We start from the raw sequence: 15,415 nt of genomic DNA, 5'->3' as shown, positions 1-15,415 counted from the left end.
TAAAAAAATAATTTTATCACTCAAACAGTGTTTCAATTATCGGACAATCATGTAATTGTTTTTCATCTGGACAGCATTGTTTTAAATTTTTTAACATGGCTTCAATCCTCTTTAAGTCTTTTATTTGTTTTTGAACTTCGTCTTCTTTTTTAGAAACAAATTCAAACATATCTTTGCAGCGAACCTTGTCTTTATCTACAACACCAAGTAATTTATAAATTTCACTCAATGAAAAGCCAAGCTCTTGCATTCGCTTAATAAAATGTACACGCTTAACATCATCATCTGAATATAACCGATAACCAGCATTTGTTTTTTTGAGATCACTTAATAAATTCCTTTTTTCGTAATATCTAATTGTCTCTTTATTTACTTCACATTTTTTTGCAAATTCACTTATGCGATAACTCACTTTTTTCACCTCTAGAACAACAATAAACCGTGTACCATAGTACACGGTCAAGTCTATTTTTAAACTTTTCTTCTTCAAGTGTTCTGCCCCGTTTGTTTAGGTGTACTTCTTCACAATCTAATTAAATACATAAGTTGCTAATTTAATGGCTGAACGGCCAGCTCTATGGCTTTACTTCACCATTAGGGAATTCCTTGACTAAACCATCCTTTGTAGCGTAAACAATGTAGGTATTGTTTACTTTAGCATCTATTTTAGCTCTTTCTCCCGTCATTTTAGCCCATTGATCAACCCAACCATACTTTCTTTTACTTAAATTTTCGTTGTTTTCAAGCATAATTAATTCACCACCTAAATCATCGTTATTCTTAATTTTAATTATATCATATGATAAAAACCATGCCATTTTCATACAATTCTTTATACATTTGAATGAGCGTTTAATTATTTCACTATGCTAATAAACATACTGCCAAAACCTACATAGAATAAATGCCATATACACAACCATCATCAAATGGTTGTGTATATGGCATTATGCATTGCTTTTAATATAAGCTTCCAGCCATTTCTTCAAATCACAAACATGTTCAAACATATAATGTGGTTCAACTAAAAATTCATTGGGCGTATAATTCGGAAGCCAATGGACCCCTGCAGTGGTTATACCCGCTCTTAATCCAGCTTCAATATCCGCATCGCTATCCCCAATAAACATTGAATCATTTCGTTCAACCTCTAAAGCTGACAACGCTTTATACAAGCCTTCTGGATGAGGTTTAGGCTCAATCACATCATCCCCTGTGATGATGACGTCGAAAAGCTGATCCATTTGAAGTTGTTTTAATGAGATATCTAAACTTCTCCTTGCTTTACCAGTTACGATACCTATTTTCATTCCTTTTTCTTTTACATATGTAATCAATTCAATCATTTCATTATTTTGTGTTACGGACTGTTGATGTTTTTCCTCATATTCCTTATAAAATAATTCGATTGCCATTTCCTTTTTACTATGATTTAAGTTTTCATAAATAATACCTGTTTCAGAAGGTCCAAACATCGATCTTATTTCAGCCGGAGATAGCTCTTTATCATCAAAATCCTTAAATACACGCTGAAATGCCACATAACAAATAGGTAAGGTATTGGCTAAAGTCCCGTCGAAATCAAAAATTATGGCTTTCATAAACAATCCCCTTTTATATAATTTCTCCACCCCAATAAATGGTTAATATATCCATCATATCATAAATAACCATCAAGTTATCGCACATGAATGAAAAACGCCTAGGGAAAACCCTAGACGTCAGTTAAAGCTGATTATGCTTACCTTTAGCTATAAATACTGTCACATGTTCCAGGTTGTGGTTCATAATAACAGTGATTTTTGTATGGACCCGTAAACTGTTGACCGTACCAAGTTGGAGGACAATTACCTTCTGGATTGAAATACCAAAGAGCATATTTAGCTGGATGGTCTCTCCAAAAGTTTAATGTTTTTCTGGCTAATCTTTTCTCAGTAGACCTTGCTCTGTTATAAAATAAATTTCCCTTTTGAACAGCTTCGAATGAATAATTTCCTCCTTGAACTTGAAATATGACGTCTCTAATGGTTCGTAGGTCTTTAAAGTCCAAGCAATCGGCTTTCGCACGATTTACAATCACATTTCCTACATACAACATTCCTTGTTTTCCTTCAGCTACAGCTTCCGCTCGCATCATCCTTGCAACTAAGGCAACATCTGAATCTGTATATTTCACTCTTGGCATATTCTCACCCCAAAAGTATTGTATGAAAGAAGGCTGGATTGTTGTCATGATTTCTTAAATTAACCATTATTCTGTTGGAATTCTTCCCTTTACCTGCTTTAGCGTTGCTACGATAAGGAAGCTCACAATGACTAATAATAGCCATGAGCTCACCTTTCCTACATGAACAAGGCTCCAAGCATCCGTTTGATTTGGATATTCCCACGCTCCAAAGAATGTTGCGATATTTTCAGCTACCCATATAAAAAATCCGATGAGGACGAAAGAAAGCGCAACTGGCATTCGATAACGAGAGCCATCAACTTCATATGTAACCCATGATCGCCAAAAGACGACGATAACAAGTCCAGATAACCACCAACGAACGTCAATCCAATAATGGTGAGTGAAAAAATTCAAATATATTGCAGACGCAAGAGGGACAACTATTAGAAAAGGTGGCCACTTTATTAGATCTACCCTTAGCCTCCTCCACGCCTGGCACAGATAACTCGCTACACTTGCATACATGAACCCGCTGTATAAAGGAACTCCGAAAAATTTAAAGTATCCTTCCTCTGGATAAGACCATGATCCCATTTGCGTCTTAAAAAGCTCTAAAGCAAGACCAATGAGGTGAAACAAGGTGATTACCTTTAGCTCATCTCGCGTTTCAAGCCCAGAACGCACCATCCACCACTGCATCAACAAACAGATCAAAAGCAACCAATCATAACGAGGAAAGAAGGGGAGCGGGATGAACTTGGTTAAAGCCAAAGAGGCAAAAATAACTACAGGAAACAAACATGAGAGAGCCTGTTCCCAGCCAAAATGAACAAGTTGTTTTAGCCCTCTCATGAATTGCATCCTCAACGTTTTTTTCTGAGCATCTTTTTGTACGGTTATATCCATGCATGACTCCCCCGCTTCCGTTTAATGATCGTAAAATAACTACCTGATTCTATTCATCGCTTCGGTACTCCAGGATATCTCCAGGTTGGCATTCAAGAGCTTCACATATCGCCTCTAAGGTTGAAAAGCGTATGGCTTTCGCCTTTCCATTTTTCAATATCGAAAGGTTAGCCATTGTAATCCCAACTCTTTCTGTAAGTTCTGTTACACTCATTTTCCTTTTTGCCAACATTACATCAATATTAATTATGATCGCCATGTTATCACCTCAGACTGTTAAATCATTTTCAGATTTTATATGGATGGCTTCTTGTAAAAGTCTTTGAAGAACAGCAGCAAAAACCGCGATCACCGTAGAAGCAAAAATAATGACCATTCCAATCACGATTAGACCCGGAGCATCATCTACCTCAGCCATTAGATAGATGAATGGCATGCCTAATACATACAAAGCACTAATTAGAATTGCACAAAATTTTATGTTCTTTAAAGATCTTACGGATAATTCCGAGAAAGCATGGTTTTGATCAATATAACTTAAAAGGTTAAAAGCTTGATACAAAGCAACGTAGAAAGGTATCGCTGTAGCATACAAATAGATGTAAACGAGAGCGTTTATATATGGAATATCAGGGAAAAGTACTGCTGCAAAATTGGCTACCTCAGGAACGATAAATATACACAATGCAAGTACCGGAGTTCCTATTAGAAAAACAGCTATCTTTAAAAAGAGCGTTGAGCCTCTTTTCATAAAAGCACCTCACTTTTTCATTATAGACTTATTTTAACATTCATTTATTGTTTTACAATAAATTTTTATTGATAATAAGGTTTTATTTACTGAAAAATAATTAAAAAAAGCATCCCTCACGTAAAGGAATGCTTTTTATGAATAAAACGATTCTATCTTATTTTGAATACCCATTACTTCTGCGCGATCTGTATAAGGTTCCCGCATGTATCATCAAAGACAGCCACTTTAACTTCTCCCATGTCAGTAGGTTCCATCGTAAACTTCACGCCGAGGTTCACTAGTCGTTTGTATTCGTCATGAACATCTGTCACACCAAACATTGTCGCTGGGATGCCATCGTCAAAGATCTTTTTTTGATACTCTTTTGCTGCCGGATGGTTATTCGGTTCAAGCAAAAGCTCTGTACCGTCTTGATCTTCCGGAGAAACCAGAGCGATCCACCTGAATTCTCCCATTGGAATGTCATGCTTTTTCACAAAACCAAGCGTTTCGGTATAAAATTCTAATGCCTTGTCCTGGTCGTCCACAAAAATACTAGTCACAATCACTTTCATATAAACAGCCCCCTTTGAACTTCTATGTATGATGTCTGCTATGAACCTAGTTTTCGCATTACTTCCGCCAAAAAGTTGAACAGTCAGCTTTGTCCAAAATATTAAACTCGATCATTTTCTCAAGTAATGAGTAATTCACAGTTTTATCCCAAGGTATCCGGACTAGCATCTTAGTATGTTCATAGCCAGCCTCCACAATTTCATTAGAAAATTGATGAATCCCTTGCTCTTCAGGTGCTATAGCCAAATGTTTTTTGGCTAAACTAAATCCAATGATAAATGTACCATGATCAGTAAACATAGGCTGATTCCACTTAATTACTGGCATTAAATTTGGGAATTTCTCAGTTACCCACCCCAGCACTTTTTCCGTTCGATCTCGATGTTCCGAGTTATCAATTTGCTCTAAGAATTCTGCAAAAACTTCCATAGTATCCCTCCTAAACGACTTCTTATTACAGATTATTTTAGCATACATATCATTTTGTGATGGAAAAGGTTTATTACAACATAAATCCTTCTCCATGTTATATTCTATAAAAATTTAAAAGCATTCCTTGTTAACAAGAAATGCTCTGAAGTGTAAAACTGATATTTTTTTATTTACTTTGCATGTAAGCCTTGTACTAAATATTCCCCTAGTGCTTGCTGTAAGGTTCCTAACTTTTTAGTGTCTGAACCGAACTCAATACCTAAAGATGTCATCTCTTTCACAACTTCTGCACGTAAGCCTGTTATCACTGTAGAGCACCCCATCATTGAAATCCCATCAATAATTTTCAACAGGTCATAGATGATCTCCTGTTCCATACTCGCAATCCCAGATAGATCGATAATTAAGGTGTTAATGCGTAAATTGGATACCTCCGTTAATACCTTTTCTTTAAGAATATCTACCCGGTTCCGATCAATGGAGCCGATTAAAGGCAATATACTTATGGTGTCATTTATTGGGATAATTGGAACTGAAAGATTTTCAACTAATTTTTCTTGGGCTTTAATTAAAGAATCCTTGTACGTAGAATAATGAATGAAAAATGAATTTAAAAACATATCTACACGATTATTGATTTCTTGTTCCAACTTAAAAAAGTCGTCGATCTTATACTGATTCGATAATTCATAATACTTATGTATGAAAGTCCACAGCGTTCTACGAATAGCATGAACCCATTCCAACTTAAAGGTAACTTCTATAGAATGACTTGCCCATGCGATTCCTTCTTGTTTCGCAAACTGTTTTACTTCTTCATCTTCTCCATTAATAATAAAAACAATAAGCTGGTGTGCATTATTCACTAAATCAATGTTACCGATTCTTAAAATTTCATCGATTTTATCTTTCACATTTACGGCTTCAGACAACAACGTAGACTCAAAATTTTCCTTGTTTGCCTCGAAGAAATCTTTGAGTGTAAAATTTGATTCGAAAACGATCTCCATTTTTAATTCCCCCTGTTATTTTGCATTTTTATAAAAAATCAGCGTGTCTTAGTTGGAGTAGAGAATATAAAATATAATTTCCCCAAAAGGAATTACCCGTTTTAAGATGTCTTTAAACATGTTTTTGATTTTTAAAATTTATTTTAAGCATCCCATTTTACTAATATTATACACAAAAAAGATATCACATTTTCCATCTTGACCTCATTTCTTAATTTAATTCATTTATATTTTATCATTGATTCTTAACCCTTTTTTAGTATCACCAAAAAGACGCAAATTCTTTTAAAGAATTTGCGTCTTGTCAATTAACACTTTAAAATAAACCACTAATTTTCACTTCCAATATAAGTAACACAATAATCATAATGATCGATAAACTAAGGAAACAGGTTGCGACACTACCAGATTTATTACCGCTTTTCCATAGCACCCGAGATTCCCAAACACTCAATAAGGAGATGACAAGCGATACGATATAGATGAACCACTCCGCCATTAAAATTCCCCTTGCCTTTTTGCATCTTGATAGTTGTGTGGATTTAGTTTTATCCCAAATCCAGTAAATATCACTTCAACGTTGACATTTACTTTTGCCTTAGGATATTTTTTACTCAAGTTAAATGCCTTGTACTCTGGTAGATTGAGAAAGTTTCTCCTCGCCACATGTGACCAATTAAACAGATTCACACCATACTCTTCTTGGCTTTTCTTTATTAACGAATGAAACTTTTCTTCTAAATCAGTTTTAATCGCGTTTCTAAGCAGCTCTTGTTTTTCCTTATTGGTAACGTAGTTCACTCCACTTGGAATCCCATGAACTTCTAAACTTAGAGGGATGTGAACATCGATGACTAAAGGGTCTTTTTTTGTATGCATCTTAACATTTGTTGCTAAGTGCTTATTTAACTTCGCTGCGACTCGATATTCAGGATTGACTGGATCAGGAAATGTCGATCCCATATACTTCGTTTCAGAACGCTGTCTTAAGATCATAGCAAAACGCGTTTCTTCTCCTGTCAAAGTCCCTACCATCAAACCGTTTTTAAAAACAGCACTCCCGATTAGCTCAGCAGGGTTTGCTCCACCTTGACGATTAATTTGTCCAGGTAAATAATCGTCTTCATTCCCTTCTTTATTTTCCTTATACTCATTGGTTGAAGCATATATCGCCAAAAAGCCATCTTCTTTCTTTTCAAATTTTTGAATGAATTTCATCATATTCGAAAAAGGGACAAGTCCAGTTTCTTTCCATCTCCCAGCAATTAAGTCAAAAAATTTATGAGGTCTTGTTTCTAGCATAGGATTGTTATTATGAATGAACTCAGAAGCTTTTTCCCTTGAGACAATTAATTTAATATCTCTTCTAATCCCACTATCTCTCAAGCCTGCAGTCAAATATTTATACCCTTCCTTTTTTTTAGCAAGAGCTTCACTCATCACAATTGTTTTTGCATGTGAAAAATTGATTTTTCTTGCTATGTACGCATTTGCTAAATCTCTAGCTGTTAAAAAATTGGGAGCATTAAATGTCGTTATAATAGAACTCTTTTCTTTTCTTCCACCTGTATTTGGTATACCAGCCTGAGGGTTGGCGATCTGATATGTAATGAGAAGGCCATTTCCCGACTCCGACTCATCTAACCCTATCGCGACAACAAATGCCTCTTCTTCAATTTCATCCCTATCCCAACAACCGGTTAATGTTATAAGGAGAATAGGAATAACTAGCCATTTTTTCATGACGAACCACTCGCTTTTTTTCGAAGTGAAAACAACCACAATACAAATGGTAAGGCTACAAAAAAGAATGAACCAATATATAAATTCACATCACGATATAAAAGATTACCTTTGATCGCGTTTTCAGGTAACATACCAAGCAAATAGACAAGGACAGTTACTGGTAATAAAAGAGACCTAGTGGATTTGATTTTAAATGTCTGGCTATAAAGGGATGTTGTAACAAATAAATACATTGCATATTTCACAAAAGATGCTAAGAGCCATCCAAATAGAAAATAACCCTCCGTATTGGAGATAAACCTCCCGAGCCGAACCGTACGAGTCATATGTTGAAAAGGTAAGGTCATGTTATAAACGGATGCATCAAACATGATGATATAGTAGAAGAAAAACAAAGAAATTTCGATAGCTACAATACCTATACCAATCAGAGCTGCTTTTGAGTAATACTTCGTTTTCTTCATATAAGGAATCAGGGTGGCTAAAAGCATACACTCTACAAAAATCGAACTATATAAAAAACTTTCTTTCAACAGAACATCTACCCCCTCACCAAAAAGAGGAAAAATGTAAGCCGTGTTTAACTCAACTGAGAAAGCTAACACAAGCAAGATAAGAAGTGTGATCTTGATAAACAGTAAGATCATCCATGCTGTTCTTCCTATTGTGTAAGCTCCACCATAGGCAATTAAGAAACAAACGAGTATAAGCACGAATTGGATAAATCCTTTAGGTGACTGAGGAAAATACAACGTGACTATAATATGTGAATAATTATTAATGAGAAGTGATGTTCCAATTAAGGAAAATAAAAATAGGAACAAACAGAGTACAGTCCCTACATACTTCCCCATTAAATTCTTAACTAAATCTGTAAGGGACATTTGGTACGTATTTAATAACCTTACTAACAAGAAAAGCGGTAAAAAGAAAATACCTGCAGAAATTAAAGGAACCATCCAAGCAGACATAAAGGTCTTCATAAATAAGAGGTCAGGTGTATAGTCTGTAAACTTCGTACCTATGGATAGTAATATAATCGCTAGCATTTCTCGGGTCCCAAGTTTATAACGATTATCCACATCATCCCCCTCCTTTTCGTTTAACGTCTTGAGGTTTTATATTTTTAGGACGGAACCATTGATTACGTATTGTCCTTCTTACTAAAAGATCACCAGACGATTTATTTGAAGGTGCCGCTGGTGAAAGAAAAGGCACTCCAAATGAACGTATGGATACCAAATAAGCCAATCCTAAAATAATGCCTATCGCAATACCAAATAGACCAAGTATAGCCGCTAAAAATAACACACCGAACCTTATGATTCGTGCCATAAATCCCAAGCTGTTATCTGGTATAGCAAATGATGCTAAACCCGTGATGGCAATGATGATCACCATAATTGGACTTACGATGTTCGCTTCAACAGCAGCTTGTCCTAGGATTAAGGCACCTACAATCCCAATCGTGGGTCCAATGGGCGAAGGCACACGAACGCCAGCCTCCCTTAACAATTCAAAAGATGCTTCCATAATTAAAACTTCAATAATCGCAGGAAAAGGGATCGTCTCTCTCTTTGCTGCAATGGCTAATGCCAAGTCTGTCGGTAACATCTCAATATGGTAGTTGGTTATTGCCACATACAACGAAGGCGTAACGATTGCAATAAAAAACGCAAACATACGTACAAAACGTATAAAGTTTGCATAAGCCCAACGTTGATAACTGTCTTCTGCAGTATGAAAAAAAGACCAAAATGTAACAGGTACTACTAAACAAGCAGGAGAATTCTCTGTGAGCAACACAACATGCCCCTCTAACATGTAGGAAACAGCTCTGTCCGGCCTTTCAGTGTATAAAATTGACGGGACTAAGGAATACGGTCTTTCCTCCAGATGTTGCTCTAAAAGGGCTATATTTTCAATGTTATCCACCTCGATACGATCGAGACGGCTCTTCACATCTTCCACGACACCTTCATTTACTAAGTCACTTACATACATAAGCGAAACGGTATTATTCGCCCGAGTCTTTAATTGAACCTTTTCTGTGACTAACTTTTCATATCTAAGCTGTTTGCGAATCAAGGATTTATTAACTGAAACGGATTCAACAAACCCTTCATTAGCCCCTTTTATAACAACCTCACTCTGTGGCTTATCAATATTTCGGTGCTCAAGCTTCGTTGTATCTAAAAGAAAGCCTTGTTCGCTCCCTTCTATTAGGAGTAAGGTGTTGCCGTTATTAATTCCCTTAACACAATCTGAAAGTTCAGTAGCCACTTTGAACTCCTTAATTGGTAAGAGTTCCTTTAAAGTCGATTTCATTTCTTTTTGCGGATCCGTTTGTTTACTTGTTAGGGGGGATAAAATGAACTCTTCAATAACTTTTGGGTCGACAAGCTCATTAATGAAGAAAATCCTTGCCTTTTTATCAAGCGTTTTTATATTCACAGCCCGATTAACAAAATCATCATTCAATGGCTGTTCAAACAACTCTGTTAGCTCTCTAGTATTAGCGTCCAATTGTTTAGAAAGCAGCATATTATTATCGTTTTCTTTAAATCCTGTTTCTGTTCTTTGACGATTGAAAAACCTAAAGCCCAAAAGAATCCCCTCCTTCATTTGTATTTCCTTTTCATTCTTTACAAGACGAGGAAATTTAAACAAGATGAGGAAGAGTTAAACATAAATGAATTGTTTCTTGTAAACTCACTTTTAAAATTTTTTGGATTAAAATATCCCAATTTCTTAGTTAGAACCAAAAGAAATTGGGATGATCAGATTAAATTTGACTGTTTTGTATCGAAGTTTATCTGTATGAATCATGAGTTGGATGGAATAAGTCTGTCTTGGCCTTTCTTATTTCTCAACCTATTTCACTATGAACACTGGGACCTCAGCCTCTTTTGCAACTTTCTCACTTATACTCCCAATCATGAACCTCTTATATCCACTAACTCCTCTACTCCCAATGACAATGACATCAGCATTTTGCCGTTCAGCATATTCACATATCTTTTTAGCCGGCTTTCCTTCTAAAACAAGAAAATTAGCTGATAAATTGTTCTCTCTTAAACGTGACCTTGCTTGAGCTATAGCTGGATCATTACTCTCATTAATAATAGGATATAGACCCGCACCTTGATTAGGGGAATCTACTTTTGTATCTTTAACAACATGCACAACAGTCATTTCAGTTTCCTGTGGATTTCCTAGTTTTGCAGCATAATCAAGGGCTTCTAAGCTTCCTTCTGTTCCATCAAATGCAATAACAATTTTTGAAACATCATCCTTCACCCTTTCAAAGCATATTTTTGTAGCTTACTTATCTATTCCTTTCTATTAAGCTTTAGAATCTTATATTTCAGTTACGATTCGGTAACATTTGGATAACAGGTTATTAAACAAACGCTTACAAAAGCTGAATAATTGGATTTTGCATGACTTTAACGAATGAAAAAACTTCATAAAACAATAATAAGAAGGAACTTTTATTTTGGAAGGAGTATATCGGATGAAAAAGTTAATGTTTATGACGGTAATTTTAGTATTTATGCTCAACACCTTACCAGGGGCAATTAGTGTCGATGGTAAAACAAAGGAACGAGGTATTAGTCAATCAGAGGTAAAGTTCAAAAATGAATTCAGAAGACTTTGGATTGATCATGTGTTGTGGACAAGCAATTATATTACAAGCGCAACAACAGCGGGAGCTGAGGACCAAAAGGAAGTGCTATCAAGGCTTCTAAGGAATCAGGAGGATATAGGAAATGCAATTAAGCCCCTGTATGGAGAGAAAGCAGGGAACAAGCTTACGGATTTGCTAAAAGAACATATCGTTATAGCTGGTAAAATCGTAGATGCCGCTAAAAATGGGAACGAAAAAATGATGGATAAGCTTAACAAAGACTGGTACCAAAATGCTGATGATATTGCTGCTTTCCTTAGTGGTGCCAATCCCCATTTAAAAAATGAAGATTTAAAAGAAATGCTATATATCCATTTAGAATTGGTAACAGATGACTTAAAAGCAAGTTTAGAAAAAGAATGGGATGAAAGAATTGTTGCGATCGATGACGGGATGACTCATATAATTTTAATGGCAGATGCGATTTCTGAAGGAGTCGTAAAACAGTTTCCAGAGACATTTAAAAAATAAACTAGAGAAGCTTCAGCATAGTGCTGTGGCTTCTTTTTAGAAACTGAAGCTCCTTTTTAGTTCTCTATTTCAAAAGACTTTTTAAGCAATTCTTTTTCAAGTCCCTTATTTCCAAGCAGACATATATTTCTTTTGATATTTACTATCTTGTTCGTACTCAATCAAATCCATTGCTATTTCCTTAATTTGCTCATCTTTTACTTCATCATATAACTTTCTTAAACCCACAATCATATCGTATCGAATCAGGGTATAATTTTTTTCGTCCATACCATTTTTAAACCTATCAATAAAATGATTGAGAAGCATTTCTCTTTGTTCATGCCCTGCTAAACCTACTTTCCAAATTGATTGTATAGTATGGCGAGCAGTTACAAATTTTGAATCTTTCGTTACTTCCCATAACGCCGGGAAATCATGAAGCATCCGTTTTTCAGGGTCACTGATTGCTAAAGCAGAAAGAAACTGTCCAGCTCTAGCTCTACGGTGATTATCGTGATCAGTAAGCCAACCTATCAATTGATCCCATACTTCATAAGACCAGTCTACGCTTTCTTTGGTTGCATGTATGATATTCTGAAATGCTTCATATTGTAAATTTTTATCTTTCGCTTCAAGATTTACAAAATAAGACTTAATTGTATCATCCATAGGAACACCCCCTAAGATTTATTTTTCAGAGTAAGAATAAGCCAACAATAACTGTTGGCCTACTAATGTTCTGTTTTTATTCCCCACTTATTTCACACAAAAGCGAGCATTAAATAAATGCTGACCTTTTAAGCACACCTTTATATTAGATTTCTCAGTTCATTAGTCATCTGATCAACTAATTCAGGTCTGCCATGAAAGTGCGCAGGTGTATTTTGAAATAATTCTATCTTCCACTCATCTTCCTTCAGTTCTAGAACTAAAGTATGGTGAGTATTCAAATCCGGATTTATATCAGATTCATTAGGCGGAATCATACCGGCAATCCCTCTTAAAATAGCTGTATAATTTCCAATAAACTTTACTTCTTTTATTTTGCTAACAAATGGAGGAGTTGGGTAATCTCTAAATATGGGCTTTAAGTGAGATAAAATCTGCTCTTGGCCTTTAGAAATACTTCCATCAAACCCTATACTCTCGCCACTCTCTGTGAATAGATTTGACATTCTTTCAGCATCACGTTCGTTCCAAGCCTTTATTAAATCTTCATAAACTTTCTTAACAGTTACCTCTTGGTTATCATTCATCAGAATACCCCTTTAATTATTTAATACATTAATTATTTCACATTTAAACAACTAACTTTATGTGTTTATTTTCCTGTTGCCTCTCACAAAGATATTAGGAAGGAGTTATAGTTTTATGAATCCCACCAATAGTGATTCACCTTATATTCTAACTGATTTAATGTTTCGTTCTTTTGTTCCATGAACTTCTTTATCTTCACCCGATAAGCATCCAGTGTTTCGAGGTCTTCATCCGTTATCTTTTCCTTTGATATAAGAAACTTAACTTTACCGATCCAATTCGAGAGTGTTCGATATTTACGATCATCATAATTGGGATCTAAGCTTATGATGGTCCTCATATACAAATCACGAGTAGTATTTAAAGAATGAACCCCTAATTCTTTCACTTCCTTAGGTATAACTTCTTCTTCATAAGACTTCATGATCGTGACGGTTTGATCAACCTGTTCATATAATGTTTGAGTGACTCTAGCTTCAGCGCTTACTTTTTGTAACTTTTGCTTATCGGTGATCTCAATGCCCCAAAGTGTTCCAATAAACAAGACAAAAAGAATACCGATCGCCCAAAAGAACTTTTTCCTCATTCAATCCCCTTCTTCATTTATAAATACTTCTCCATACGAATATCACACCACATCTTGCCGTCCCAATAGGTTAGGTCTGAGATCCGCGTTATTTCCTTGTAACCAAGCTTTTGATAGAGCTTATGCGCCTGTTCATTGAACTCAAATACACCTAGTTCAACCCGGTTAATACCTGCATTTTTGATCTGTTCTTCTATGTATAGAATCGCGTCATACCCTACTCCCTTTCCGCGCCCTTCTTGTTCACCGATGTTGATCCCGATCCAAGCTGTTTTTTCGTCATTTTTATAAAGGTGGCTTGGGTTCACCATGTAGTTCATTTCTCCAATTAGCTTGTCATCCTGATAGATGAGAAACACATCATGGTCTGAGAGACGTTTTTCTAAGCCTTCCAATGTAACTTCTTTTGGTTGTTCTAATTCTTCTTGGTTTTTGCTTGGGCGTGTGAAAGGTACTAACTTCGGATCGTTTTCCCAGCGGTTAAACGCTTCGACGATTGTATCGTTTGGTTCCGTTAATTTTACGAATTGTAATGTCATGTAGGTCTCTCCCTTTGATCGATTTATCTCTTTAAGAAAAGTGTATCAAAAGGTTGCTAGTTTAACGAGAGGCATTGGACGGTCAGTTTCCATATCTTAGTTGTATGACAAGTGTCATATATAAGTCCTGACGTTTATGTCTTAAAAACATAGCGGCCTTTCTCTATCATGGAATATATAAGCTATTTAAATGCTGATAAGAAGGAGTCGACCTATGAATAAACAAAAACTGAAAGAATTAAATAAAAGTGTAGCTCCCTATGCAAAACCTGATAATAAAAGAGCTGTTAAACAATTAATCAACACGGTACTTCCCTTTTTAATCCTTTGGTACCTTGCTTATCAAAGCTTATCGATTTCCGTATGGCTGGCTATTCCAACAGCTATGTTAGCCGGTGGGTTCGTCATTCGACTATTTATCATATTCCATGACTGTACACACCAATCCTTTACCAATCATAAAAAAGCAAACCGAATTATCGGAACGATCACAGGCATCATTACGCTCTTTCCTTTTGAAAAATGGAAACGCGAACACAATGTTCACCATGCTACGAGTGGCAACTTAGATAAACGTGGAACAGGCGATATCTGGGCTATGACAATCGATGAATATTTAGCCTCTTCATTCTGGGGCAGATTGAAATATAGACTCTATCGCAACCCTATTGTTATGTTCGGCTTAGGACCGATCTTTTTGTTCCTAGTTGCAAACCGTTTTAATGACAAAGGTGTAAAGCGTAAAGAAAAGATGAACACGTATCTTACGAATGTTACGATCGCAGGGATCTATGCATTACTCATCTGGGCGATCGGCTGGGAAGCTTTCCTAATCGTGAACCTTCCTATCCTATACGTTTCTGGCGTATTAGGCATTTGGTTATTCTACGTTCAGCACCAATTTGAGGATTCTTATTACGAACATGACGATGAGTGGGAGTTTGTAAGAGCCGCTGTTGATGGCAGCTCCTTCTATAAGCTTCCGAAGGTTCTACAATGGGTTTCAGGGAACATTGGGTATCACCATGTTCATCACCTAAGCCCTCGCGTACCGAACTATAATTTACAGGATGCTCATGACTCGACACCGCCACTACAACACGTTACGACAATTACGCTTAAAACAAGCTTAGAATCCATTCGCTTCCGTTTGTATGACACAAATAATAAAACGTTTGTGAGCTTTAAAGACGTAAAGCATCTTCTAAAAGATTCAAGCGCGATTGATCGAGCAAAAGCGATGATGAATACGAGTACACCCTCTTTTCAAGACGAATAAACTTATGAACAAAAGCCCATTGCGATAAATGGGCTTT

The 15,415-nt window shown here is 36.1% G+C and carries 21 protein-coding genes; 2 read left to right on the top strand and 19 right to left on the bottom strand.

Annotated elements, in window-relative coordinates; all coding sequences use genetic code 11:
* Positions 1–16 precede the first annotated feature (16 nt).
* The 15 genes from merR to H514_RS0100230 form a co-directional block, all read right to left on the bottom strand.
* Positions 17–412, bottom strand: coding sequence for an Hg(II)-responsive transcriptional regulator (merR, locus tag H514_RS0100300; RefSeq protein WP_027445153.1), 396 nt, complete (start codon positions 410–412; stop codon positions 17–19).
* Between the two features lie 163 nt (positions 413–575).
* On the bottom strand, positions 576–818 hold the full coding sequence (locus tag H514_RS24905) for a hypothetical protein (protein ID WP_036849023.1): 243 nt from the start codon (positions 816–818) through the stop codon (positions 576–578).
* Between the two features lie 129 nt (positions 819–947).
* On the bottom strand, positions 948–1,601 hold the full coding sequence (locus tag H514_RS0100290; protein WP_027445152.1) for an HAD family hydrolase: 654 nt from the start codon (positions 1,599–1,601) through the stop codon (positions 948–950).
* Between the two features lie 146 nt (positions 1,602–1,747).
* Positions 1,748–2,185 (bottom strand): cell wall hydrolase, encoded by a 438-nt coding sequence (locus tag H514_RS0100285; RefSeq protein WP_027445151.1) that lies wholly within the window; start codon positions 2,183–2,185, stop codon positions 1,748–1,750.
* Between the two features lie 66 nt (positions 2,186–2,251).
* Positions 2,252–3,022, bottom strand: a complete 771-nt coding sequence (locus H514_RS0100280; protein WP_027445150.1) for a DUF817 domain-containing protein — start codon at positions 3,020–3,022, stop codon at positions 2,252–2,254.
* A gap of 103 nt (positions 3,023–3,125) precedes the next feature.
* Complete coding sequence (locus H514_RS0100275; RefSeq protein WP_027445149.1) at positions 3,126–3,335, bottom strand: helix-turn-helix domain-containing protein; 210 nt, start codon at positions 3,333–3,335, stop codon at positions 3,126–3,128.
* A 9-nt stretch (positions 3,336–3,344) separates the two neighbouring features.
* Positions 3,345–3,827 carry a DUF2975 domain-containing protein gene (locus H514_RS0100270; RefSeq protein WP_027445148.1) on the bottom strand — a complete coding sequence of 161 codons (483 nt, stop codon included), beginning with the start codon at positions 3,825–3,827 and terminating at the stop codon, positions 3,345–3,347.
* Positions 3,828–4,000: 173 nt separating this feature from the next.
* Positions 4,001–4,384 (bottom strand): VOC family protein, encoded by a 384-nt coding sequence (locus tag H514_RS0100265; RefSeq protein ID WP_027445147.1) that lies wholly within the window; start codon positions 4,382–4,384, stop codon positions 4,001–4,003.
* A gap of 58 nt (positions 4,385–4,442) precedes the next feature.
* Positions 4,443–4,814: an iron chaperone gene (locus tag H514_RS0100260; RefSeq protein WP_027445146.1), complete on the bottom strand. Its 372-nt coding sequence runs from the start codon at positions 4,812–4,814 to the stop codon at positions 4,443–4,445.
* Positions 4,815–4,987: 173 nt separating this feature from the next.
* Positions 4,988–5,827: an STAS domain-containing protein gene (locus H514_RS0100255; RefSeq protein WP_027445145.1), complete on the bottom strand. Its 840-nt coding sequence runs from the start codon at positions 5,825–5,827 to the stop codon at positions 4,988–4,990.
* Between the two features lie 316 nt (positions 5,828–6,143).
* On the bottom strand, positions 6,144–6,326 hold the full coding sequence (locus H514_RS0100250) for a hypothetical protein (protein ID WP_027445144.1): 183 nt from the start codon (positions 6,324–6,326) through the stop codon (positions 6,144–6,146).
* Positions 6,326–7,570 carry a Ger(x)C family spore germination protein gene (locus tag H514_RS22055; protein WP_051254938.1) on the bottom strand — a complete coding sequence of 415 codons (1,245 nt, stop codon included), beginning with the start codon at positions 7,568–7,570 and terminating at the stop codon, positions 6,326–6,328. The genes H514_RS0100250 and H514_RS22055 overlap by 1 nt, the downstream gene beginning before the upstream one ends.
* Complete coding sequence (locus H514_RS0100240) at positions 7,567–8,655, bottom strand: GerAB/ArcD/ProY family transporter (RefSeq protein WP_027445143.1); 1,089 nt, start codon at positions 8,653–8,655, stop codon at positions 7,567–7,569. The genes H514_RS22055 and H514_RS0100240 overlap by 4 nt, the downstream gene beginning before the upstream one ends.
* Before the next feature lies 1 nt (position 8,656).
* Positions 8,657–10,180, bottom strand: coding sequence for a spore germination protein (locus H514_RS0100235; RefSeq protein ID WP_036841492.1), 1,524 nt, complete (start codon positions 10,178–10,180; stop codon positions 8,657–8,659).
* A 267-nt stretch (positions 10,181–10,447) separates the two neighbouring features.
* Complete coding sequence (locus H514_RS0100230) at positions 10,448–10,873, bottom strand: universal stress protein (RefSeq protein ID WP_036841494.1); 426 nt, start codon at positions 10,871–10,873, stop codon at positions 10,448–10,450.
* A 217-nt stretch (positions 10,874–11,090) separates the two neighbouring features.
* On the opposite strand from H514_RS0100230, the gene H514_RS0100225 reads away from it, so the two are divergent.
* On the top strand, positions 11,091–11,735 hold the full coding sequence (locus H514_RS0100225) for a DUF3435 domain-containing protein (RefSeq protein ID WP_027445140.1): 645 nt from the start codon (positions 11,091–11,093) through the stop codon (positions 11,733–11,735).
* A gap of 105 nt (positions 11,736–11,840) precedes the next feature.
* Here the strand turns inward: H514_RS0100225 and H514_RS0100220 are convergent, their stop codons facing one another.
* The 4 genes from H514_RS0100220 to H514_RS0100205 all read right to left on the bottom strand — a co-directional run bounded on the left by H514_RS0100220 (position 11,841) and on the right by H514_RS0100205 (position 14,099).
* Positions 11,841–12,386: a hypothetical protein gene (locus H514_RS0100220; protein ID WP_027445139.1), complete on the bottom strand. Its 546-nt coding sequence runs from the start codon at positions 12,384–12,386 to the stop codon at positions 11,841–11,843.
* 140 nt (positions 12,387–12,526) lie between these two features.
* A complete protein-coding gene (locus H514_RS0100215) occupies positions 12,527–12,973 on the bottom strand; it encodes an SgcJ/EcaC family oxidoreductase (RefSeq protein ID WP_027445138.1) in 447 nt (148 codons plus the stop codon).
* Between the two features lie 113 nt (positions 12,974–13,086).
* Complete coding sequence (locus H514_RS0100210; RefSeq protein ID WP_027445137.1) at positions 13,087–13,560, bottom strand: hypothetical protein; 474 nt, start codon at positions 13,558–13,560, stop codon at positions 13,087–13,089.
* 17 nt (positions 13,561–13,577) lie between these two features.
* Entirely contained in the window at positions 13,578–14,099 is a 522-nt protein-coding gene (locus H514_RS0100205; RefSeq protein ID WP_027445136.1) for a GNAT family N-acetyltransferase, read from the bottom strand.
* Positions 14,100–14,313: 214 nt separating this feature from the next.
* Between H514_RS0100205 and desA the strand changes: the two genes are divergently transcribed.
* A complete protein-coding gene (gene desA, locus H514_RS0100200) occupies positions 14,314–15,378 on the top strand; it encodes a Delta(5) desaturase DesA (RefSeq protein WP_027445135.1) in 1,065 nt (354 codons plus the stop codon).
* Positions 15,379–15,415 lie beyond the last annotated feature (37 nt).

This window comes from Pontibacillus marinus BH030004 = DSM 16465 (genome assembly GCF_000425225.1).
GTDB lineage: Bacteria > Bacillota > Bacilli > Bacillales > BH030062 > Pontibacillus > Pontibacillus marinus.
The sequence above is the reverse complement of the archived record's forward strand: the minus strand, read 5'-3'. Positions and strand labels throughout refer to the sequence as shown.